We start from the raw sequence: 21,095 nt of genomic DNA on the forward strand, positions 1-21,095 counted from the left end.
CCCTAAAATCTCACAAATGATTTTAAAGGCTTTGTGAATGGAAAGAGTTTATTTGGATTTTAATAGTTTAGAACAAGATGGAATTTCAAAAACAAAAACAATAGATTATTTAAGAAACAACCTAAATACAAATATTGCATGGGAGGAGATAGACAAAAAATTAAGTAATCTCCCAAAAGATAAGCAAGAAGAAATTACTTACAATCTTTTAAAAAATGATAAAAATTGGGTTGCTTACCCTCTTAATCTGCCTCTAAAAGAGCAAACACTAGAGAATAACTCTCACAAAGAGCCTTTATCATCTATTCCTATAAAAGAAAATTCTAATTCCCTAAAAGAGCCTAATTTGCCTAATGAAACTAATTTAGAAAATCTACACAAAGGGGAATTCATTTCCCCAGCGAAGTCAAATATAGTAAATGATATTTTAAATCGCGATACTAAAGTAAAAACACCGCTTGAGAGTATCCAATATTTTTTTAGCAATGAAGAGAAAAAAGAAAATGAAAAATATAGAGCGAAAGCAGAAGTGTTTAAAAATGACTTTTTAAACAAAGTAATCAACAATGAAGAAATCTCGCAAGAAGAGCAACAGGCTTTTTTAAAACTTGGAGAAAACGAAGATATAAAACTAAAACTTGCAAGAACTAAAGGAGAAGAAGCTTATAAAAAAGAAAGTGAGCGTTTTTTAAAGGAGAAGATAGAAAAAGAAAAACAAACAAGAAGAATCTTAAGTGCAAATTCTTTTAATGAGTTAAGTGAGGAAGATAAAAAAAGAGTAAAGAGCGAAACTAGCACTTGGGGTAAATTATGGAATAATGATGAAGAAGAACTTACAAACTGGCAAAAAGACAATAAGCATAAATTAGCCACAAAAGAAGCAAAAGACGCAATTATTCACTTACAAAATATTCACGAACATACAAGCATAGCAAACTTTATGAAAAATATAATTTCTGAGCATGTAGATGAAAAAACACGCAATTCTTACTTTAATGACTTAAAACAAGTTTCCAAACTTTATGGTTTTGAAAATGTTGGATACGATCAAGAAAATGGCGATATTTATTTTGTAGATAATAAAGGTAAATTTTATAAGGCTGAACATGACTTTTTGGGTTCTATTGCACCTACACTTTTAGCAAATAAATTCTCTATTGGAGGGGGAATTTCTGGAAGTATTATGGGAGCAAAATACGCTCCAAACGATCCAAGAGCAAAAGCAGCAGGAGCAATTATTGGTGGAGCAATAGGAAGCTATGCAGGGGCAGGATTAGATGCAATCATTAGTAATCAAATTTTAAATAGAGATAATGATTTTAGCGATATTCACAGACACATGCTAGAAAATGGAGCATTAAGCATAGTGGGCGATGGAGTGATTTTAGGTCTTGTTAAGGGCAAAAATGGGATTTTAAAACTTACCACAAAAGGCGCAAAAGCATTAGGAGAAGTAGCAAATAATATCGCTCCTCTTAGAATTCTAAAAGAAAATATCACAGGAGAACAAAATATACAAGCTGCAAAAGAAGCTGCACTAAATAGCTTTACAAAAGAAGAGAGAGAGGAACTTTTTTCATTTGCTAAAAAGCTAGGAGGAAGCCCAAAAGCTTTAAAGGAGCAAAGTGGAGATAAAACACTTGAATTTTTAAAAAACAAATTTGGAGAAGATTCTAAAATTTATAAAACTGCTTCAAAATTTAGAGAGATTTTTAACACTCCTAAAAGCTTAAAAGCACAGCAACAAGAGCTTTTAAGTGTGATTAGAAGTAATGAGGGAGATGAAAGCTTAGCTATCTTGCTAGAAGCTGCAAACATTAATCCCCAAGTGAGTAAAAATCTTAAAAATATGCTTCATTTAACCACCGCGCAATTAGATAAAAAATTACAAGAATTTAAAATCAATCCACAAGATATAAAGCTTATTTTTGATGATTATGAAAAAGGCACAAAAGAAGCTTATAAACAAGCACATGAGAAAATTTTAAGTAAGATTTATGATGAGAATTATAAAGTTGTGCTAGATTCTAAAAAGTTTGATGATTTTTATAATGATTTAATTAATAACAACTATGAGCTTCCTAGCACTTTTAAAAACACTCTAAATTCTATCAAAAATAAAGTTTATAATCCTAATGGCGTAACTTATAGTAATTTAGAAGCTACTAGAAAAAGTCTTAATTCTCTTTATTCTGAAGATAATGAGCTAAATGGATATTTAAAAAATTTCATAAGCTCACATTTAAAAGAAGATATAGAAAAAGGAATGGATTTAATCTTCTCTCAAAACAAAAAAGCTTATGAGGAAGCTAAAAGACTCTATGAAACCAATCTAAAAGACTACGCACAGCTAAAAGAGATACAAAACTATAAAATCTATGAAAAAATAGAAAATGTAGAGAATAGCCTAGATAAAATTGCAAAAGAAATACTAGAAAATGCAAAAGGAGCGGGAAAGGTAGAAAGAAGCAAAACTGCTTCCTCTGCGAAGTTAAAAAGCGAAGCTACCCGCTCACAAAGTGAGTGGGACGGGGGCGCATACAGGTTGATAGGGACAGAGTCTGTCCCTCCTTTCAAAGAGGAATTCACAACCCCAGCGAAGTTAAAAAACAACTTTGAAGAGCTAACTAAAGGACTAACCGAGCAAAACCGCCAAAGTTTAGAGTTAAATTTGTTAAACAAACTTTATAAAGACAGCATGGTAGAAAGAGATGGGCTTAAAAGCTTTGCCTCTAAAGAGTTTTTAAAAAGTTTAGAAGATGTAAAAGAGATTTTTAAAAGCAAGGGTGCTAAAGAATATATACAAATCATAGAGGATTTTAACAAGCTTTTTAAAAGGGATGCGGATATTTTAGCAGCGCTAAAAGTCCCCATAGCTAAAGAAGTAGGCAATGCACTCTCTACAACTGCAACAGGTGGAGCTAAGCATATGCTCGCAAAAGGCTTTTTTGATTGGTTTTATAGGAATTTACCCAATAATAGCATTATTTTTAAAGCCTTAGGCTTAGGAGATGGGATTAAACGAGCTGCCCTTAGGTATCATTTAGGAAAAGCATTAAAAGAAGCTAGTTCGCTAGAAGAATTCAACTTTAAAATCACACAAAGAGCTACAAGAGGTAATTTTAACTCACAAACTAAAGAGCTTGTAGAAAAAATGGTAGAAGAGCTAAGCGATACTAAAGAAAGCATAATTAAAAGCGTGGAAGATTTTATAGATGTGGAATTTTCTAAATCTAATATCATTTTACCAGAGCAAACCAAGCTAATCCCCTATCTTAGAAGAATTGCCAATGAAAATAAACTTGATAGACTAGAGGTGTATAAAAAGTTTATGGATTTTAAAGAGGGTAAGGATAATAGCCTAAAAGACTTCTTTATGCGCTATGGTATCAAAAAGGATAAGGAATTATTAGAACACAAAGTGTCTAATGGGGAAAAAGTGGGAGGTGATAAAGAGGAGATTGCCACGAGTTCTACAAGCTCTTTTAATGATATAGAAAAAACGCCTATAACAGAAGGAATGCCTAGCAATGACTTAGGGGGAAATACCAAGAATTACTCGGCAGTTCAAACTCTAAAAGATGATGGCTTTTTTAAACAACAAAAAGAATATATTTTAAAGAATGAGAAAATAGCTAAAGAATTTATTGGGTATGCAAAAAGGTTTGAAGCAGAAGGAGACAAACAAGCCCTAGAAGATATGCAAGTAACCGCACAAGGCTACAAAAGAATAGCACAAGAGAAAAGAGAAGAATTAGCTAGTTATCAAGCGCTTAGAGGCTATAAGCCTTTAAGTGAGTTTGGAACAAACTATATAGAATTTATTGGAGATGGCAAAGGAGCGATAGAGAAGCTTTTATTAGAAAGAGAGGGACAAGTAGCAAGTGCTTTTTATAAAGAGGGCTTAGGGGATATTGATTTGGTTTGGGGTGATTCTAAGATGGGATTAGCCCATATTTTAGAAAAGCATAGTAAAGATTTTAAAGCCTTTGGAGAGGGAGAGAGTGGAATTACTAAAGGAATAAGTGAGATTGTAGAAAATGGTAAAGTAGTAAGCGATAAGGGAGTTAATACAATTATTTATACACAAGGTGAGAACACATATCGCATAGGCATTTCAAAAGGATATTTTGATAAAGGCGAGAATAATTGGATTATAACAGGATATAAAGTAGATAAAAAGTCGCCTCATTCTGATTCTCTACCAAGTAATGAGATTGCTAAGAGTGATGGGACTAATCTACACCCTAACGACTTAACTAATTATAGCACAAAAGAGTTGAAAGGAAAAGAGTTTAAAAAATTATGGGATAGCACCAAAGAAATAAGGGAACTTATTTCAAAATTAGAAAAACAATCAAGAGAAAAAAGCATTTTTAAAGATAAGCAAAGCAGTGTATTTACTGGTGGTGGCATTCAGCTAGGTGGTAAATATAAAGCCCAAAGCAAAGAGCAAAAAGATTATTTATATAGAAGCAATTTAGAATTTTTTTTAGAGCAAAATGATATAGATATACAACTCTACAAAGAGCTAAAAACATTATATGATAACAAAGCAACTCTAAAAGAAAAAGCCCTAAAATATGATGAAATCATCAAAGCAAGGGAAGCAATTAAACAACGACAAGAATTAGAAAAACAAAACACAATAAATACTTTTGATAAAGAAGCATTTATACATAAAGAACTAAAAGAAAACAAACTAGAAAACATTACAGATTTACAGAATGCTATTAATAGAGCAGTATTTGATAAGGAGCTTTTTGAGATAAAAGCACAAACGCTAATAAAGCATTTTTTTAACAAAGACTTAGAAAAGTTAAACAAAGAAGAGTTAATAGAATTTTACAAAAATGCACAAAATGCCAACTATGATGCTTTAGAAGAATTTGGCACAAATTACGCTGAATTTTACAAAGATGGCAAAGGAGCGATAGAAAAGCTTTTATTAGAAAGAGAGGGGCAAGTAGCAAGTGCATTCTATAAAGAGGGCTTAGGGGATATTGATTTAGTTTGGGGTGATTCTAAAATGGGACTTTCTCATATTTTAGAGCGAAGAGAAGAAGACTTTATCAAGCAAGGATTTAGCAAAGAAGAAGCAGAAGCTAAAGCAAGAGAATTTATAAAAAATATACCTGAAATTATAGAAAAGGGAGAAGCAATCATAAAGAAAAATGAAGCAGTAAAAATAGAAACAGATAATTATAAACTTGTCTTAAAACAGAATTGGAAAGGAGAGCCTACAACAAATAAATGGCTTGTAACAGGATATTTTAAAAAGGAGAAAGAGCCAAGTATATCCACTGACCCTTTTACTAAAGAGGAGAATCTCTCTTTAAACTCTAAAGAGAATTATAACACAAAAGAGCTAAAAGAATTACAAAAATTAAATGAATATACAAAGCATTTGGCTGCTTTAAGCCCACAAGAACAAGCTATGCACTTTAAATCTTTATCATGGCAAGATATAAGGGATTTAGAAACAAAAGCTACAATGGGAGATATACCAACACAAGATTATTTATCTTTTTCAACAGAGCTAGGCAAAAGTCATATTGAAAAATATACACAAAAGAGGTTTTTAGGATTTGAACCTAAAAACAAAAGCGATGAGGCTGAAATTTTACGAGATTTAAAAGATTTGCTTATTTTTTCTAATGCAGATAATAATCATAATAAATTCTTGCAAAAATATGGCACAAATAAAACTATACAAGCTATAAATGAAGCTAAAACATTTGCAAAAAAACATCGTAGCGATAAAGAGCTTTTAAATAATCAAGAAAGTCTTAGAGGACTAGGAAAATTATATTATATTCTTAGCGATATGGAAAAATTTAATGATGAAGAACTAGCTAAATGGCTTGATTTATCTAAATGGCGCAATGCTATTGAAGAGGCAAATGATATTAAACCCTTAAAAGAATTTGGGACAAATTATGCAGAGTTTTATAAAAAAGGAAACGATGCAATACAAAAGCTTTTAGCAGAAAAACAAGGACAAGTAGCAAGTGCATTCTATAAAGAGGGCTTAGGGGATATTGATTTAGTTTGGGGTGATTCTAAGATGGGACTTTCTCATATTTTAGAGCGAAGAGAAGAAGACTTTATCAAGCAAGGATTTAGCAAAGAAGAAGCAGAAGCTAAGGTGCTAGAACTCATAAAAGAAATACCACAAATACTAGAAAATAGCACCATTTATAAACAAACACCGCAAAAAATAGAGCTTATTACGCCTAGACATACTTTAGTATTGGGATTACGAGATGATAGAAAATTTATAATCACAGAGCTAATTGATAAGAGAAATAAAAAGAGGTTTGGGGAGCATCAGACAGGAGTCGCAGATACTCTTACAGATGAAACGCTAGCAAATAAGCCTCTATCATCTAGCCAAATAGATACCGCCCCTAGTCCAGCCGATCCGCACCAAACCAAGCATAATATTAGCACTTCAAGCGTGAGTCGTGCTAATGGCGATAATGGAAATTATAGCACAAAAGAACAAGCCAAGCAACATAAGGCACAAGAAGAACTAAAAAATATATTTAATGAGTTTGAAGAGCAAAAAAAGAGGCTACAAGATAAAGCAAAGCTTTTAAAAGAGCAAAAAGAAAACTTAATAAGTAAAGATTTAGTAGGCACTATTAATGAAATTAGTTTAAGACTACTAAGAGAAAATGTTAATGATATTAGAGATAAAGAAATAAAAGCCTTGCAAGATACTAGCATAACTAAAGAAGAATTTAAACAAGCTTTAGATGAGTTTAATGCTTTTTATAAACAATACAAATACACACATGAGCCTTTGTATTATGATTTTCAAACAAATTTTGGAAACTATGAAAGAGAATTTAAAAAAGGGAGACTTTTAAATGCTAAAGATGTAAAAATGTTTAAAGAGTATTTTTTAGACACTACAGGGCTTAACGATAAGCTAAAAAAAGCCTATGAGATAATAGAAAAATATGATTTTTTAAAAGAACAAAATAAACAAATCACTCAAAACAGCAAAGAAAGTAAGCTAATCACAAACAAAGCTAATGAGATTAAAGAGCAATTAATTAGTAAATACAAAAACTCTTTTGAAAAGCAAGAAATAAATAAAGAAGCAAATAGTGTTAAAAAAGATTTAGAAGATGAAAAAGCAATAAATCTAAAAGCAAGATTAGAAAATGCAAGTGATGAAGAGAAAGGAGGGATCATTAAAGAAGTAATCACAGAACAAAACAACAAGCTTTTAGGAGAAATTGCAAAATTACAAAATGTTTTAGAGAAAAAAGACTTTCTACCCTTTGAGATAGATGAGAAGATAAAATGGCTTTCTACTAAATCACAATTTATAGGAGAAGATGAAGAGAGTTTGAAAAAGGTTGCAATCTCACAATTAGAATTTAACACAAAGGATAAAATTAAAGAATTACAAAAAATCCTAAAAGATAATAAAGTGGGTTTAAGCGTGTTAGAAGAGTTTCTAACAAAAGTCAAAGACCCAAAGATTATAGAAAATAAAGTCGCTTACGAAAGCGTTAAAGACACACTTAAAAGGCTTATAGAAAAAAATCAAAAAAGAGCCTTAAAGATTTTAGATAACGAAATAAAAGAAAGGAAATTAGCTTATAAATTAAACACACAAGAGGGAGAAAAAAGAGCAAAAGAGCTTTTTTATAGCTTTAAGCCTGATAGTGAGCAAATAGAACTCTTTGAGAGACTTTTACCCATAGCACAAAATCTAGATGTAGAAGTAAAACAAGCTATTAATGATGAGTTTTTATCTAAGCAATTTGCAGGAGTTTATTATACAGATAAAAACTCTGTGAGAATAAAAAATAATAGAATCCATAAAGAAAAAGGAAAAGTGTTTTTACACGAGCTAATCCATAGTGTAACAAGTAGAGCAATAATAGCTTATGAGAGTGGCAAAAAAGAGCTATTAAGTGCTAATCAAATAAAAGCAATAGAAAACATAAAAGAGCTTTATAGTGAAGTGTATAAAAACCATAAAGAACTAGGATTTGAAACTTTTGAGGAGTTTTTTACAGGAAGTAAGGGTGATTATGGACTTAAAAACAGCCATGAGTTTATAGCAGAGCTAAGCAATCCCACTTTTAGAGAAAAGCTTAAAAAAGTGGGAGTGTTTGAAAAGTTAGTGGATAATATCTTAAAACTTTTTGTAAGTGCTAAAGATGCCTTTTTATTAAAGAAAAATAATGCTTATGAGAGCTTAAAAAAGAATTTGTATGAGCTTATAGATAACTACAAAGAGGATTTTACAAAAAGCTATGAGAAAGAGAATATTAAGGGCGTGGATTTAAAGCAAAGTAAGGAGCTAGAGAATGCGTTTTTAGATGAGAGTGGGAAAATTGTTTATGAAAAACTAGAAGAATTTGCAAAACCATTGCCAAAGGAATTAAATTTAAAAGAGTTTGTAGCACAATTTAACAATGATAAAAAAGCAGTTATTAATACTCCCATTAAGCAACTTGAGATTAATCCAAAATACGCATTTTATCATTTGCTTAAAAATCACCCATTAGGAAATAACAAAGAGAATAGAAAGTTTATAAGTGGTGGAATTTTACAAACATTGCAAGAACCTTTATTTATCACAAAAGATAGTAAAGGAAGTATATTTTTTTACAAGCCATTTAAGACAGATAACAACACGCTACATTTAACAAGCGTGGAGGTAGATGTGAATGATAGGCTAAAATATAAAACAAGCTATATAGCCGATAGAAGAAGGCTTTATAGTATGATTAAAAATTATGAACTACTTTACATAGCAGGAGGCGTCCCACCCCTATAATGCACGAATAGGCGTTGTCCTATTACCAAGCTAAACGCTTTAGACGCTAATTTTTAAATACAAGCCGTGAGTAAAGCAGTCTTTTAATTATACCATAAAAACTAAAGGAGAAGCAGAATTAAAGAGATTATAGATAACTACAAAGAGGATTTTACAAAAAGCTATGAGAAAGAGAATATTAAGGGCGTGGATTTAAAGCAAAGTAAGGAGCTAGAGAATGCGTTTTTATTTAAGGATAAAATAAATGAAAATGCTTTAAAGAAACAAGCAAAAGAGTTACCAAAGGCTTTAAAAGAAATAGATTTTATAAGAAGTGCAAATAAAGATAGCAAAGGTTATTTTATAGATACGCCAATAGGTAGGGTTGATTTTAAAAATATTCTAAAAACTTATAGACATCTTTATGAAAATACTTATATGCAAGATAGAAGGGAACTAAGTGGTGCTTTTATGGAAACGCTTAAGAACCCACTTTTTGTAGTGAGGCAAAAATATCCGCTAAATTCCACAGCCTTAACCCAAGCTAAGCACTCACAAATAACGCCTAGCCCTTCCTCGCATAAAAAGAACACCAAATCTTCAAATGGAGAAGTTAAAACCAAAGGAATTATACAAGATTCTTATGTTTTTTACAAGCCTTTTGTAAGTGCAAATGGAATTTACCATTTAGCTAGTTTTGCAATCTCTAAAAATGGAGAGCTTTTACATAAAACTTTTTATGATATTAAAACCATTTCTAAATTAAAGAAGCTCATAAAAGGAAATGATGAGGATTTGCTGTATTTTAAAAATGAAAAGGTGGATATAGAAACAAAGTAAGGAGCTAGAACTAAAAAAAGCAAGGGAGATCCGACACTCCATTTCTGATGTGTAAATTTGCTAAGCAAAAACACCCTTCAGGTCGTGGCAAGTCTCACAAGTCTTGCGTTCTGCTCTTATGGTAGGCATTGTAGCATAAAAAGTAAAATTCTCATTATTTATTATTGGTTGAGTTTTTGTCCTAGTTTTTGTCCTAGTTTTTGTCCTAAAAATTGTGAGCTTATAACTCCTATTGAGGTTATAATCCCTGCAAAACCTAACCATGGATAACCTAAATATGCAAGAAAAGCACTAAAAATAAAACCTATTAAAACTATAATAAAAGCAAATAATTGTCCTCTCTTAACATATTTAATTTGCTCGGGAGCTAAGTTTCTCATTGCTTCTTGGTTTTTGCTATCTTCTTCAATCAATCTTTTTTCAATGTCTATAATGTGATTTGTTTGTTTTTCCATTAAAGAAAGACACTTTTCTTGCATTTCTTTGGATAGCTTTGGCAAACAATCAAACGATGAATTTACATTAATAAAAGTATTGTTTTGTTGCTGAAGCGTAATTTTATTTTTGTTTTGTGATTTTTTTGTATTCGGCGTTATATTTCTCATCGCTATGTTTTCTTAAATCTTCTGATTTTTTGTAAAAATCATCTATCATTGTTTTTCTTTCTTTTAAAGATATGGCATTAAGGATATTTGCATTAAACATATTTGTAAAGCCATATAAAAAAGCATTTATGTTTGACATTTTTACTCCTTAAATCTTTAAAATTATTATAAAATAAAAAAACTTAAAAACAATAAATAGACTTATTGATTTTTGTTTTTTGTGTCTTTTTAAAATTTCATAAATTTAAAAAATAATACCTAATAAAGCCTTAAAAGAAAAAGTAGATATAGAGTTTTAATGGAGTGTTTTTAAGACACTTTAACTCTCTAAGTCTATTTTTTGTAAAAAGCAAAATCAACCTTTAACCCTTAAAAATTCCATCTTTTTAATTTAAAATATCTAAAATTAATAAAAAGGATAAACAATGAATACAATGTTATTAGGTAGCGGGGGGGGGGGGCATTTAGCTTCTAATGGAAAAGTTTATAACAATAAAATCACTCTTAAGTTAGAAAATACCACTCCTTATTCCTCTTCTTTATTTGATGGTAATAGAAGTTTTTTTATAGAAGCATATACTTATTTTAAAACAAGCTCTCCCATTACGATTAATATACCTATTTTACAGCCATATCCTAAAGATATAGTTTTTGGTTGTGATGGTTTTGATTTTCGCACCGCTAAATCACAACTTATTTTTAATCTTGTTGAAACTTACTCTAATAGAAGAGTTTTTACAACAACACCTTTAAAACAAAGCTGGGAAATAAAGCTTGTATCTAAAATTTTTCTTGCTTGTAGAAATACTGCTAATGCTCTTTTTGTAAGTGAGTTATCCAATCTTGTATGCGATGTTAATTTGTATTGGAATTAGTTTTAACCCTTTAATTTAAGATTTTTAAATTTTAAAATCTTTTTAAAAATTTAAAGGGTAAAAATTGCAAGAGCTTTTAGAGAAACTAGATTCAAATAATTTAAAGATTTCACAAATAGAAAGCAAGATTAAAGATATTGAAAAAGCACCCGAATTAACTCAAAGCCTAGAGGGGCAAAACCATACAAAAGCAATACGATTTTTAGATACTTATCCCTTTTTTAAAGTTACACAGGGTGCTAGTGGCTATGCAGATACAGGAAGATTTAAATGCAATATGTCTCTTAGTGGTAAAGCTCTTGATGGAAAGAATGATTATAATATCAATGTAATTAGAACCATTGCTTATAGAGAGGGCTATGGAAGCAATGCTATTAAAAATGGGGGTTCAGGCTCTGCAAATGATGCTTTGCATTGTTGGTTTATGGCAAATAGCAATAATTATCAAGCATGTATAGAGCATTTTAAAAACAATGTAAGTATAGGAGAGGCAATAAGTTCGCAAGAGGAGTATTTAGAGGCTAATCCTAGCTATAAAACTTACCAATATGGCGAGAATTTTAAAGATCTTTATGATTTAAACCTAACAAGCAAAACAATTTTAGAACTTTATGAAGCTAAAAAAAGCGAAGTTTTAACACAGCTAAACTTAGAACTAAGCACATTAAAAGAAGAAAACATTAGCATACTTTCAGAAATTGAAGCTATCAAAGTAGCCATAGAAGAAGAACTAAAACAAAGCGAAGAGAATTTAGCACAAAAAGAAGAAGAATTAAAAAGGCTAGAAGAACAAAACGCAAATGTTTTAGAACAAATCAAACAAGCTCAAGTTCAAATTAAAGAACTAGAAGAACAAATTAAAGCCTTAGAGGAGCAAATAGAGCAATTACCTAGCAATGAAGAGATTTTAAAAGAGTTACAAGAGAGGATTAAAGAACTTCTTGCACTAAAAGCACAAAAAGAAGAAGAGTTGGCAAATGTAAATGAAGAAATTAACACACTTAATTCCAAAATACAAGAATTAGAACAGCAAATAAGAGAACTAGATGCTTCTTTAAAAAGTGCAAAAGAGACTAAAAATGCACTAGAAGAACAAATCCACTCCCTTTCTTTAGAAATTACAAATAAAGAACAAGAAATTGCCTCTTTAGAGCAAGAATTAGAAACTTTAAATCTACAAAAAAAAGAGCATGAGCAAACATTGCAACAAAAAACACAAGATTTAAACTCTCTTAAAGTTAGTAAAGATGAAATTTTAAATCAAATAGAAAGCATAAATACAGAAATTACAAAAATACAAGAACAAATTAATCTGCTAAGACAAGAGATGCACACACTAAATTTAAGATTGCAAAGTTTAAAAGAGGAAATAGAAAGCAAAAAAGAGGAAGAAGAAAAATTAAGGCTAGAAGAAAAAGCAAAGCTAGAAGAGATTGCAAGATTAGAAGAAGAGCTAAAAAAATTGGGAAATCAAGAATTGTTAGAAAGAATTAAACAATTAGAACAAAGAATTAAAGAATTACAAGAGCTTTTAAGTCTAAGTCCTGAAAGCTTAGAGAGAAAAATTGCAATTTTACAAAATACTATTAAGAATTTAGAGGAGCAGATACAAAAAATGCTTTCTTTGCAAAAAGAATGCGAGGAGCTAACAGAGCTTAAAACCAAATTAGAAGAAGAATTAGAGAGATTAAAGGAGCTAGTGAATTCTTTTAACTTAGAAGAGTTATTGGAGCAAATTAAACATTTAAAGGAGGAGATTAAAAAAATACATGAGGAAAAATTAGAGTTAAACGATGATATTTTTATGCTTTTAGGAAAAAGAGAGTTACTAGAACAACAACTTAAGAAATTAGAAGAAGAAATTTTAAAAATTAAGGAGTTAATACCATAGTTTAAAAGAGCGAAGCTCCCCGCAAGCGTAGCGTAGTGGGACGGGGGCTTCAGGTGGGTGCAGGGAGTGGAACTCCCGCTCGTAAAGAGGGGCTTTGCTCCTCTGCGAAGTTAAAACAAGAGCGAAGCTCCCCGCAAGCGTAGCGTAGTGGCGCGGAGCCTTCAGGGGATTTGAAAGGACAGCCTGCTGTCCTTCATCGCAAGAGGAGGCTTTGCCTTCTCGCGAAGTTAAAATAAGAAAAGAAATAAATTTTAAAAATTAAGGAGTTAATACCATGATAGTTTATTTTAATTTAAGTGCTTTTATTTATCTAGGAGAGGAAACCTACAAATTAAGAGATGAAAAAGGACGCACAAGTCTTTTAAATAAAGGCGATATTGTGCTTTTAAAAGATGATTTTAGGGCAAAATATCTTGAATACAAAAAAAATCTTTTTCAAAAATGCGAGATACATTCTACTTTGAAAGATGTATTATCAAAAGATGATAAAAAAGAAAACATAGAAGAAGAAAGAGAAGAACCTCAAAAAGACAAAGAGGCAATGAGTGAGGTTATCTCTTTGCAAAATGAAATAGAACAAGAAGAACAAGAAGAACAAGAAGCAGAGGAGCTAAAAGCAAGTGAGGAAACTCCACAAAATAACACAGATTTGCATTTGCCTTTATATCCTCCAACACAAAGGGAGCTTTTACCTTTACCCAAAAAGACAAGTAAAAAACCTAAAAATTAGCTAGGAGTTGCCCATGCATATTGATGATTTTGCTACCAATCTAAAAAAAATACAAGATAGTATTTTTGGATCGGAATTTTCTAGACATTTAAAGATTTATAACTTTGATGCACAAACTCTAAGTGGGATTATGGTGCAGATTTTACAAGTTTCTATGCAAGGCGCTTTAAGCTTAAAAGAGCAAGAATTTAAAGAAAGGGAAATTTCTTTAGGGGAAGAAAAACTGCGCCAAGAGCTAGAAATTACTACTAATGCTTCAAAAATCACAAATAAAATCAATCTTGCAGAAGCCCTAAAGAGCTTAATACAAGCAGAGAGTATGTTAAAAAGTGTAAATGATAATGCCACAATCAATAAAGCAAATGCTTATGTAGGTATGTTAAATGTCGTAGGAAACGCCGAGCAGAGTGCGGCTATTGCTCCACATACTCCTAATGTAGTTAAAGTTATTGATGATATTGTTACTAAGGATTTGAAGCTTTATGAGCCTTTGCTTAGCTCTTTAGCAGATGAGATTAAAAAGAATATTCAAATTAATGAGGACGCAAAAGAAGTTTTTATCTTTTGCCCTAAGCTTACTCTCATACCAAAAGAGCGTGTTAGGATTTTGGGTTTTTCTACTTATTCAAACAACGAAGTTAAGTTTGTTATTGGAGATAAAGAAATACAAGCAAGAACTTATGATTTTTATTCAGAAGTTGAAGGCACATTTTTGGTTAAATTTTGTGCTAAAAATCAAGAGGGTAGTTGGGTAGAGGACAAAATTACAATAGAGGTTAAAGAGTCCTAAATTTTTTAACCCTTTTTTTAAAAAACCTTATTTTTTAAAATACAGCTAAATTTTATAAGGAGCTTTGATGAATGAGTTTGATACACAAGAAGAAGAAAAAGAATTAGCAGCTTTAAGTGCTGAGATAGAGCAGATACAAGCTAGTTTGGAAGCGGATTTTGTAGGTTATGCAGTTGAAAACACCACCGAAGAAGATGAAAACCTATTTTTTGATAATAGAGCGGAATTTTATACAAGGCTTTTAGAGAAGCAAAATGCTTTTTTTGAAGAGAAAATCGCAAACAAGCAAAAAAGAGTAGGGGAGCTTCAAACAAGCATTCAAGAAAAAAAGACACTAGGAGCAGTTGAAGCTGCCAAAAATGAGTTTTTAAAGGCTAATCCTAATGTAGATATTAACGCATTAATGCAGTTTTTTATAGAAGACTTGCCACCAAAAGTTAAAGCAAGTTTAGAAAAGCTAGAGCCTTTAGAATTCTTTAATGCACTCTATAAGCTTTTTTTAGAAGCAAATGACAAAAAAGAAGAGTTGCCCCAAAAATTAGAGGGTGTAAGTGCGGAGGCACAAAGCAATGGTGGGGATGATAACCCATTAAATCGTTATTAAGGAGAAAATATGCCATTAGATTTTAATAGAATTAATATTGCAGGTTGGGAGAGTGATCCAAATGTAGCTGTTTCTATTGCTAAAGAGATTGAGAGAGTAAGTTGGGAAGAAAGCCCATTTGAACCATTTGTTGGGCGTGGAGAAGATAGAGGAATTAAAGTTTTTGAGGTGGGAGATACTGCGCCTTGTCGCCCTAGACTTCGCCCTAAATTAAATGGTGCAGGAGTTGAGGGAAATGCAGATTTTGAAACAAATCTAGATAACTTTGAGATTCTAACCCAAACAATGTTTCCTAAAGTCGTAGGAAATGCGATTAAGAGTGAGATTGTTTTTTATCAAAAAATGAAGAATATTGATTTTATAAAAGAATCTGGTGAGGGTTTAAAAACTTGGGCAAGAGAAAAAAGAGATAAAAATATCGTTTGTGCGCTAAGTAATGATTTTACAAATATTGTGGTTTGTGATAGTGTTAATGGCTATAAAGATACTACAAGCGAAAAAAGTGTGCAAGATGCCACCAAAAAAATCGTTAAAGGCGATGTTTTGAATGTTAGAGCCATTAGGCGCACAATTTTTATGGCAAGAACTGGTCTTAGATACAATGGAGAAAGAGCTTTTCCAATTAAGCCCATTAGAGCAGAAACTAAAAGCGAGAAAGGATTTTTAGCAAGAGTTTATAATTATGCTTTCTTGGTAGATAGCTATGGTGCAAGTCAATTAAGACAAGATCCTGAGTGGATTGAGTTGCAAAAAATGGATAAAAGAGGAGAACTTAATAATCTCTTTACTGGATATTTAGGGATTGTAGATGGTTGCCCTATTGTTGATGTAGGTTCTTGGAGTGATGTTCAAGTAGGACTTTTAAACTCTGATGTAAGCGATAGTTCTTTTATGCAAAATATAAATCGCCAAAACCACACAGGGCAAAACATCACCCCACCTAGTTTTTATACTGGCGATCAAGCTTTGTGTTTGGGTGCTTTAGTTGGAGCTTCTGCTCTTATTCTTGCAGGCAATCCTGAACCTAAATTTTATATGGGTAAAGATGACTTAGATAGAAAAACAATTTGTGGAATTGATAGAGTTCTATCTATCGCAAAAGGTAGATTTGTAACAGATGAAGAGGGGAGTTTAAGTATTTACAATAATACAGATTATGCAGTAATTGGTCTTGCTTACTCTAAAGAGAGTTAAAAGATTAAAAACTCCCACTATTGCACTAAGAGCTACTAGAATTTAGGTTTTAGTTTTGCAATAGTGGATAGATAGGCAAGATTATACGAATTTAATTTAAAGGACAAAGAATGAAACAAAAGGTGCATAATGTATCTTATTTAGCAGTAACTACTCTTAATTTAAAAGATTTAAAGTCAAGTGAAGTAATCGCTTTTCCATTAGGTGCAGAGATTTGTGATGTAAGTTTAGAGGTGCAAGAGGCAGGCGATGCTGGTTTAACTTGTAATTTAGGACTTTTGGGCAGTGAAGATTTTTTTGCCAATGGCATTGATTTAAGCACAATAGGACATCATAGCTCAAGCATAAAGCATACTTGCAAAGATAAAGGTGCAATTACAATAACACCTAGTAGTGTAGCCACCAAAGGAAGCGTAAAAATAAGAGTGTTTTACTTTTTGCCAAGCACAATTTTAGCAGAGTATTAAGAAGGGCAAGGGAGTGGAACTCCCGCTCGCAAAGAGGGGCTTTTGCAAGTGTGGATAGCTATGCTTGTATGCTCCTCTGTAAAGCTAAAGAGCGAAGCTTCTCCCCGTTTGCGTTAGCAAATGGGACGGGGGCTTTAGAGGGTCAAGGGACGAGCAGTCCCTTGTCGCAAGAGGAGGCTTTGCCTTCTCGCGAAGTTAAAATAAAAAGAAAGGAATTTTAAAATATGGAACTTTGTAGAAAGATTGAAGAGTTAAATGGGCTTTATGCAAATTCAATTAAAATCTTAGAAGAGGCTAAAGCACAAATAAGCCAAGAGAATGTCAAAGAAGTTTTAAACAATTCCTTTCTTCAGCTTGAAAAAGAAACAGAAAAAGAAATACAACTAACTACAAAGACAATATTAGAAGAAAAAAAAGAAGAACTAAAAAATGCTAATGAAGAACAGGTTTTAGAATTATTTTTGCAAAATTTGCAAAGCTTAGCACAGAGTATTGCTCCCAAAGTAAATTTAAATGAGGTAGTTAAACTTACTACAAATGAGTTAAAAGAGGATAACTTCCAAAGATTACTAGAGGCTTTGAGTGTGGTTATAGAGGAAGAAGAATTTTTTTCACTCCTATTAAATAAAAAAGAAGAAATAAAAAACAAAACAGAAGAATTTCTAACAAATCTAAAAAAAATTGATCTCCACACACACATCTATAACCACACTCAAAGCTTTTTAGATGAAAACAAAGAGGAGATTTTAGGGGCGCAAGATTTAGGTTTTATTAAAGATTTTATTTTAAAAACTAAGGAACTACGAGAGATTATTGCAACTCACTCACGCATTGCAACAAAAGAAGTTATTAACACAAAAGCCACTAAAGAAGTCTTAATAGAAGTCTTAAAAGAAGATGCTATAAGAGTTTTTGAAGAATCTTTAGGGCTGCAAGAGCTTATAGAAAAAAGGTTTTTAGCTTCTAATATGCTTTTTTCTATGAGTGTGCAAGGAGAAATTAAAGTGATTGCTAATACTTACAATGTTTTATCGGATTTAATATTGGCACAAAAAAGAAAAGAAGCACTAGAAGAGATTGGGACAAAAGAGCCTATCTTTAAAACTTATCATGTTTTATAGGGTGTAAAATGAAAGCAAAAATTGCTATTATGCATCTAAGATCTAAGCTAAGGGATACAGATTTAAAAAATCCTAGATTTTCTAATGCGGAGCTTTTAAGTGCTTTGGAAAATTCACAAAACAAGCTCATTTGTGAATTTGAAAACAATATTTGCCACTTTGTATTCAAAGATAATCAAAGATTATTGCTTCCTTTTAGTGCTTTAGGTTTAATAGAAGCAAAACTAAATGGTGCTACTCTTGACTTTAAGCCTCACTCTGTAATCATAAAAGGAGAAAAAGGAAAGTATCTTTATGCGCTAAATCCTAAGGAATATAAGTTAAGCACATCTTATCAAGGCACTTTGGAGCTTTATGTAAATTGCGCTTCAATACTAGAAAAAGAAGAAGATACAATCTTTTTAGATGGAATGTTTTTAAATGCTTTATTGTATGGAGCTTTAATTTTAATTTTACAAGTAGAAACAAGTGTGAATACTTTTGAAAAAATAAGTTTTTATGAAAATCTTTATAAAAAAGAATGTGCTTTTTTACGAAGCTTAACAAATAAACAAAGGGAAAAAAGTGCGATACTAACACCCTTTATCAAAGTTTAAAGGATAAAGAATGAATGCAATGCTATTAGGCGGGGGGGGGGGGGGTATTTAGCCTCTAATAACAAAATTTATAAGAATAAACTTGTAATCCATTTAGCAGGATTACAAAAATATGTGGATTCTAATTTGTTTAATGGGGCTAGAAAGTTTGCACTAGAAGTAGAAGGTTGGGTTACTTCAAAAATCACACCTAGCTATGATGCGGGAATGGATATAAGACTTTTTTCTAAAAAAGGTCTTGTATGTTCTACAACAAGATATGTTAGGGCTTGGGTTTTTGAGATTTTAGAGCCTGATAAAAGACCCATTATAGAAGATGTTATCTTACAAGATGAACTTTATATAGCGTTTTATTGCACGATAAGAGGAAGTGCTACCATAAAGCAATATGATGTTTTAAGGAGCAATATAACTCTTTATTGGGATAGTTAGCGTAGAAGTTTTTCAACTTGGCATTCATCATAATCAAAAATAAGCTTATTATCATACGAATAGCTATCGTATTTTAATATTGCTTCTTGGTTATAAGCATAAACATAGCAAAATTTAGTCTTAATATAAATTCCCTCTTGTGTTTTATAAAGATTGTTTTCCTCTCTTGTTACATATACTTTATAAATCTCTGCATAAATAAAGCTTGGCACTATAAGAAGTATAAAAAAATATTTTAAAATACACATTGATTAATCCTTATTGCTTAGTTTTTAGAATCTATCATTTTACCCCTTAATTTTTATACAAAGACGCACTATCTCTTATTTCAATAATGCTACTTAGCTTTAAATTTTTTTCTCTTAAAGTATCCACTTCTTTTTTTAAATCTTGTATTTCTTGATTTTTTAACTCTATTTCTTTACTTTTTAATTCTATTTCTTGCATTTTTAGCTTTATTTCTTCTTTTTTCTCTTCCAGCTCTTTTCTTCTAGCCCACCAAAATACAAAATAGCCAACAACAACGCCTATAACAAATCCTAACGAGAATTCTTGATAATGCACCAAAAATTCTAAAACTTTTACATCCATAGTTTTAACCCTTATTTTTTACTTCATTATATCCTACAATAAGCTTAGAAAATAGGATTAAAGGATTTTAGATGTTTTCTGGTTTTGTGTTTGGCTTTGGGCTTATTTTTGTTTTGTATCTAATAACTAGAATAATAGATACTTTTTAAAGGAATTTTTAAATGTTTGCAGGTTTTATTCTTGGTTTTGCAATAGCCTATCTTATTTTTGCCCCAAAGGAGAAAGAATGAATTTTGTAAAAATTGGAACAACTTATATTTTAGCAAAAAAAATAACAAGCTTTAGTGTTTCTTTTGATTGCAATAAGCTTAAAGTTAGTCTCAATAAAGAAAAACACTCTTTTAAACTTTTTAAAATGAGTAAGGAAGATTTACTTATTAGCGTTATTGATAAAGAAAAACCCAAAGAGATTTTAGAGCTTGAAAAACCAATGGAAATAGAATTACAAGGACGAATACTAAAAGGACTTGTTTTGCTAAAAGATAAAAAAGAAACCACATTTGATTTAAATGGAGTGGTTTTTGACCTTTTAGAAAAACACAAAGAATCTATAAATAAAATAGAAGAGATATGGGAAAATAAATTTAAGACTCACAAATGACTTTTACATATGGTTTTTATAGGTAGCTTATGGATAATAAAGAGAATATGATTAAAGAGGAGGCTTTGCCTTCTTGTGAAGTTAAAAGCGAAGCTCCCCGCTCACAAAGTGAGTGGGACGGGGGCTTTAGGGGATTTGAAAGGACAGCTTGCTGTCCTTCATCGCAAGAGGAGGCTTTGCCTTCTCGCGAAGTCAAAATAAGAAAAGAACTAGCCCTAAGAGAATATGCAAGGAGAGATTTTAAAACTTTTTTGTATTTAAAATGGGAAAGATATGACAAAAAAGAATTTTATCATAATTGGCATTTTGAATATTTAAGCAAAGTTCTCTCTTGCACCCTCCCAAAATATTGTAAAGATAAGCACATACAATTACTAAGAAGAGTTATTTTAAATATGCCCCCAAGCTATGGCAAAACAGAAACCATTGCAAGAAGCTTTATTGCATGGAGTTTAGGGGTAGATCCGAGTAGAAAATTTATGTATGTTAGCTATTCTGATGAGCTTTGCAAAAGAATTAGCAATGAAGTGAGGGACTTGCTTAAAAGCCCTTATTTTAGGAGTATTTTTAAGAAAAACCCCGACTTTTTACAAGATAATAGCCAAGAATTTATTTTAAAAGAAGGTGGAGGCTGCTTTTTTACCACGCTAAAGAGTGCTATTACTGGATTTCACGCACATAGTATTTTAATAGATGATCCTATTAAAGTAAGTGAGATGAACTCAAAGAGTGCAAGAGATGCAGTAAATAACAACTTTACAGGCTCGGTTCTCTCAAGATTAAAAGACATAAACTCAAGCATTATTATTTTAATGCAACGCTTAGGGGAAGAGGATTTGTGCGGATATTTGCTAAATCCACTTAATTTTAGCGAGGATGTTATCAAAGAGTGGAAAATCCTAAAACTTCAAGCATTAAATGAAGAAGAAACCACCTATAAAATCGCTGATTTTAGCTACACAAGAGCTAA

General features: G+C 31.4%; 18 protein-coding genes. 14 read left to right on the forward strand and 4 right to left on the reverse strand.

Features of this window, described 5'->3' with window-relative positions; translation table 11 throughout:
* Positions 1-37: 37 nt before the first annotated feature.
* Together B6S12_RS07655 and B6S12_RS07660 are read left to right on the forward strand one after the other, a co-directional pair.
* A complete protein-coding gene (locus B6S12_RS07655) occupies positions 38-8,809 on the forward strand; it encodes a putative barnase/colicin E5 family endoribonuclease (protein WP_111230209.1) in 8,772 nt (2,923 codons plus the stop codon).
* 186 nt (positions 8,810-8,995) lie between these two features.
* Entirely contained in the window at positions 8,996-9,628 is a 633-nt protein-coding gene (locus tag B6S12_RS07660) for a hypothetical protein (protein ID WP_111230210.1), read from the forward strand.
* A gap of 161 nt (positions 9,629-9,789) precedes the next feature.
* Here the strand turns inward: B6S12_RS07660 and B6S12_RS07665 are convergent, their stop codons facing one another.
* On the reverse strand, positions 9,790-10,233 hold the full coding sequence (locus B6S12_RS07665; protein ID WP_181451005.1) for a hypothetical protein: 444 nt from the start codon (positions 10,231-10,233) through the stop codon (positions 9,790-9,792).
* Entirely contained in the window at positions 10,187-10,372 is a 186-nt protein-coding gene (locus B6S12_RS07670) for a hypothetical protein (protein ID WP_111230212.1), read from the reverse strand. Before B6S12_RS07670 ends, B6S12_RS07665 begins: the two co-directional genes overlap by 47 nt.
* Before the next feature lie 286 nt (positions 10,373-10,658).
* On the opposite strand from B6S12_RS07670, the gene B6S12_RS07675 reads away from it, so the two are divergent.
* From B6S12_RS07675 to B6S12_RS07720, 10 genes are all read left to right on the forward strand, one after another.
* Positions 10,659-11,108: a hypothetical protein gene (locus B6S12_RS07675; protein WP_111230213.1), complete on the forward strand. Its 450-nt coding sequence runs from the start codon at positions 10,659-10,661 to the stop codon at positions 11,106-11,108.
* Between the two features lie 64 nt (positions 11,109-11,172).
* The gene (locus B6S12_RS07680; protein ID WP_111230214.1) at positions 11,173-12,999 is read left to right on the forward strand and encodes a coiled-coil domain-containing protein; all 1,827 of its coding nucleotides are present in this window, start codon (positions 11,173-11,175) and stop codon (positions 12,997-12,999) included.
* A 274-nt stretch (positions 13,000-13,273) separates the two neighbouring features.
* Positions 13,274-13,729 (forward strand): hypothetical protein, encoded by a 456-nt coding sequence (locus tag B6S12_RS07685; protein ID WP_111230215.1) that lies wholly within the window; start codon positions 13,274-13,276, stop codon positions 13,727-13,729.
* 13 nt (positions 13,730-13,742) lie between these two features.
* Positions 13,743-14,519, forward strand: coding sequence for a hypothetical protein (locus tag B6S12_RS07690; RefSeq protein ID WP_111230216.1), 777 nt, complete (start codon positions 13,743-13,745; stop codon positions 14,517-14,519).
* A gap of 67 nt (positions 14,520-14,586) precedes the next feature.
* Positions 14,587-15,123, forward strand: coding sequence for a hypothetical protein (locus B6S12_RS07695; protein ID WP_111230217.1), 537 nt, complete (start codon positions 14,587-14,589; stop codon positions 15,121-15,123).
* 9 nt (positions 15,124-15,132) lie between these two features.
* Positions 15,133-16,317 carry a DUF4043 family protein gene (locus B6S12_RS07700; RefSeq protein WP_111230218.1) on the forward strand — a complete coding sequence of 395 codons (1,185 nt, stop codon included), beginning with the start codon at positions 15,133-15,135 and terminating at the stop codon, positions 16,315-16,317.
* Positions 16,318-16,427: 110 nt separating this feature from the next.
* Entirely contained in the window at positions 16,428-16,784 is a 357-nt protein-coding gene (locus tag B6S12_RS07705) for a hypothetical protein (protein WP_111230219.1), read from the forward strand.
* A gap of 224 nt (positions 16,785-17,008) precedes the next feature.
* Positions 17,009-17,905, forward strand: coding sequence for a hypothetical protein (locus tag B6S12_RS07710; RefSeq protein WP_111230220.1), 897 nt, complete (start codon positions 17,009-17,011; stop codon positions 17,903-17,905).
* An 8-nt stretch (positions 17,906-17,913) separates the two neighbouring features.
* Positions 17,914-18,501: a hypothetical protein gene (locus B6S12_RS07715; protein WP_111230221.1), complete on the forward strand. Its 588-nt coding sequence runs from the start codon at positions 17,914-17,916 to the stop codon at positions 18,499-18,501.
* Positions 18,502-18,615: 114 nt separating this feature from the next.
* Positions 18,616-18,933, forward strand: coding sequence for a hypothetical protein (locus B6S12_RS07720; RefSeq protein WP_146239353.1), 318 nt, complete (start codon positions 18,616-18,618; stop codon positions 18,931-18,933).
* Here B6S12_RS07720 and B6S12_RS07725 read toward each other — a convergent pair.
* Together B6S12_RS07725 and B6S12_RS07730 are read right to left on the reverse strand one after the other, a co-directional pair.
* A complete protein-coding gene (locus B6S12_RS07725; protein ID WP_111230223.1) occupies positions 18,930-19,181 on the reverse strand; it encodes a hypothetical protein in 252 nt (83 codons plus the stop codon). The two genes, B6S12_RS07720 and B6S12_RS07725, sit on opposite strands and share 4 nt — an antisense overlap.
* A 46-nt stretch (positions 19,182-19,227) precedes the next feature.
* Positions 19,228-19,524, reverse strand: coding sequence for a hypothetical protein (locus B6S12_RS07730; RefSeq protein WP_111230224.1), 297 nt, complete (start codon positions 19,522-19,524; stop codon positions 19,228-19,230).
* Positions 19,525-19,750: 226 nt separating this feature from the next.
* On the opposite strand from B6S12_RS07730, the gene B6S12_RS07735 reads away from it, so the two are divergent.
* Both B6S12_RS07735 and B6S12_RS07740 read left to right on the forward strand, forming a co-directional pair.
* Positions 19,751-20,125 carry a hypothetical protein gene (locus tag B6S12_RS07735; RefSeq protein ID WP_111230225.1) on the forward strand — a complete coding sequence of 125 codons (375 nt, stop codon included), beginning with the start codon at positions 19,751-19,753 and terminating at the stop codon, positions 20,123-20,125.
* Between the two features lie 29 nt (positions 20,126-20,154).
* Positions 20,155-21,095 (forward strand): terminase large subunit domain-containing protein (locus tag B6S12_RS07740; RefSeq protein WP_245892611.1); only part of this gene is annotated, 941 nt, incomplete at its 3' end.

Source organism: Helicobacter valdiviensis, from assembly GCF_003245365.1.
GTDB lineage: Bacteria > Campylobacterota > Campylobacteria > Campylobacterales > Helicobacteraceae > Helicobacter_D > Helicobacter_D valdiviensis.

What these genes read in the sequence shown, in the direction of transcription:
- B6S12_RS07655 (WP_111230209.1), top strand. Translation starts at nt 38, where the DNA reads ATGGAAAGAGTTTATTTGGATTTTAATAGTTTAGAACAAGATGGAATT.
- B6S12_RS07665 (WP_181451005.1), bottom strand. Translation starts at nt 10,233, where the DNA reads ATGAGAAATATAACGCCGAATACAAAAAAATCACAAAACAAAAATAAA.
- B6S12_RS07670 (WP_111230212.1), bottom strand. Translation starts at nt 10,372, where the DNA reads ATGTCAAACATAAATGCTTTTTTATATGGCTTTACAAATATGTTTAAT.
- B6S12_RS07675 (WP_111230213.1), top strand. Translation starts at nt 10,659, where the DNA reads ATGAATACAATGTTATTAGGTAGCGGGGGGGGGGGGCATTTAGCTTCT.
- B6S12_RS07685 (WP_111230215.1), top strand. Translation starts at nt 13,274, where the DNA reads ATGATAGTTTATTTTAATTTAAGTGCTTTTATTTATCTAGGAGAGGAA.
- B6S12_RS07690 (WP_111230216.1), top strand. Translation starts at nt 13,743, where the DNA reads ATGCATATTGATGATTTTGCTACCAATCTAAAAAAAATACAAGATAGT.
- B6S12_RS07695 (WP_111230217.1), top strand. Translation starts at nt 14,587, where the DNA reads ATGAATGAGTTTGATACACAAGAAGAAGAAAAAGAATTAGCAGCTTTA.
- B6S12_RS07700 (WP_111230218.1), top strand. Translation starts at nt 15,133, where the DNA reads ATGCCATTAGATTTTAATAGAATTAATATTGCAGGTTGGGAGAGTGAT.
- B6S12_RS07705 (WP_111230219.1), top strand. Translation starts at nt 16,428, where the DNA reads ATGAAACAAAAGGTGCATAATGTATCTTATTTAGCAGTAACTACTCTT.
- B6S12_RS07710 (WP_111230220.1), top strand. Translation starts at nt 17,009, where the DNA reads ATGGAACTTTGTAGAAAGATTGAAGAGTTAAATGGGCTTTATGCAAAT.
- B6S12_RS07715 (WP_111230221.1), top strand. Translation starts at nt 17,914, where the DNA reads ATGAAAGCAAAAATTGCTATTATGCATCTAAGATCTAAGCTAAGGGAT.
- B6S12_RS07725 (WP_111230223.1), bottom strand. Translation starts at nt 19,181, where the DNA reads ATGTGTATTTTAAAATATTTTTTTATACTTCTTATAGTGCCAAGCTTT.
- B6S12_RS07730 (WP_111230224.1), bottom strand. Translation starts at nt 19,524, where the DNA reads ATGGATGTAAAAGTTTTAGAATTTTTGGTGCATTATCAAGAATTCTCG.
- B6S12_RS07735 (WP_111230225.1), top strand. Translation starts at nt 19,751, where the DNA reads ATGAATTTTGTAAAAATTGGAACAACTTATATTTTAGCAAAAAAAATA.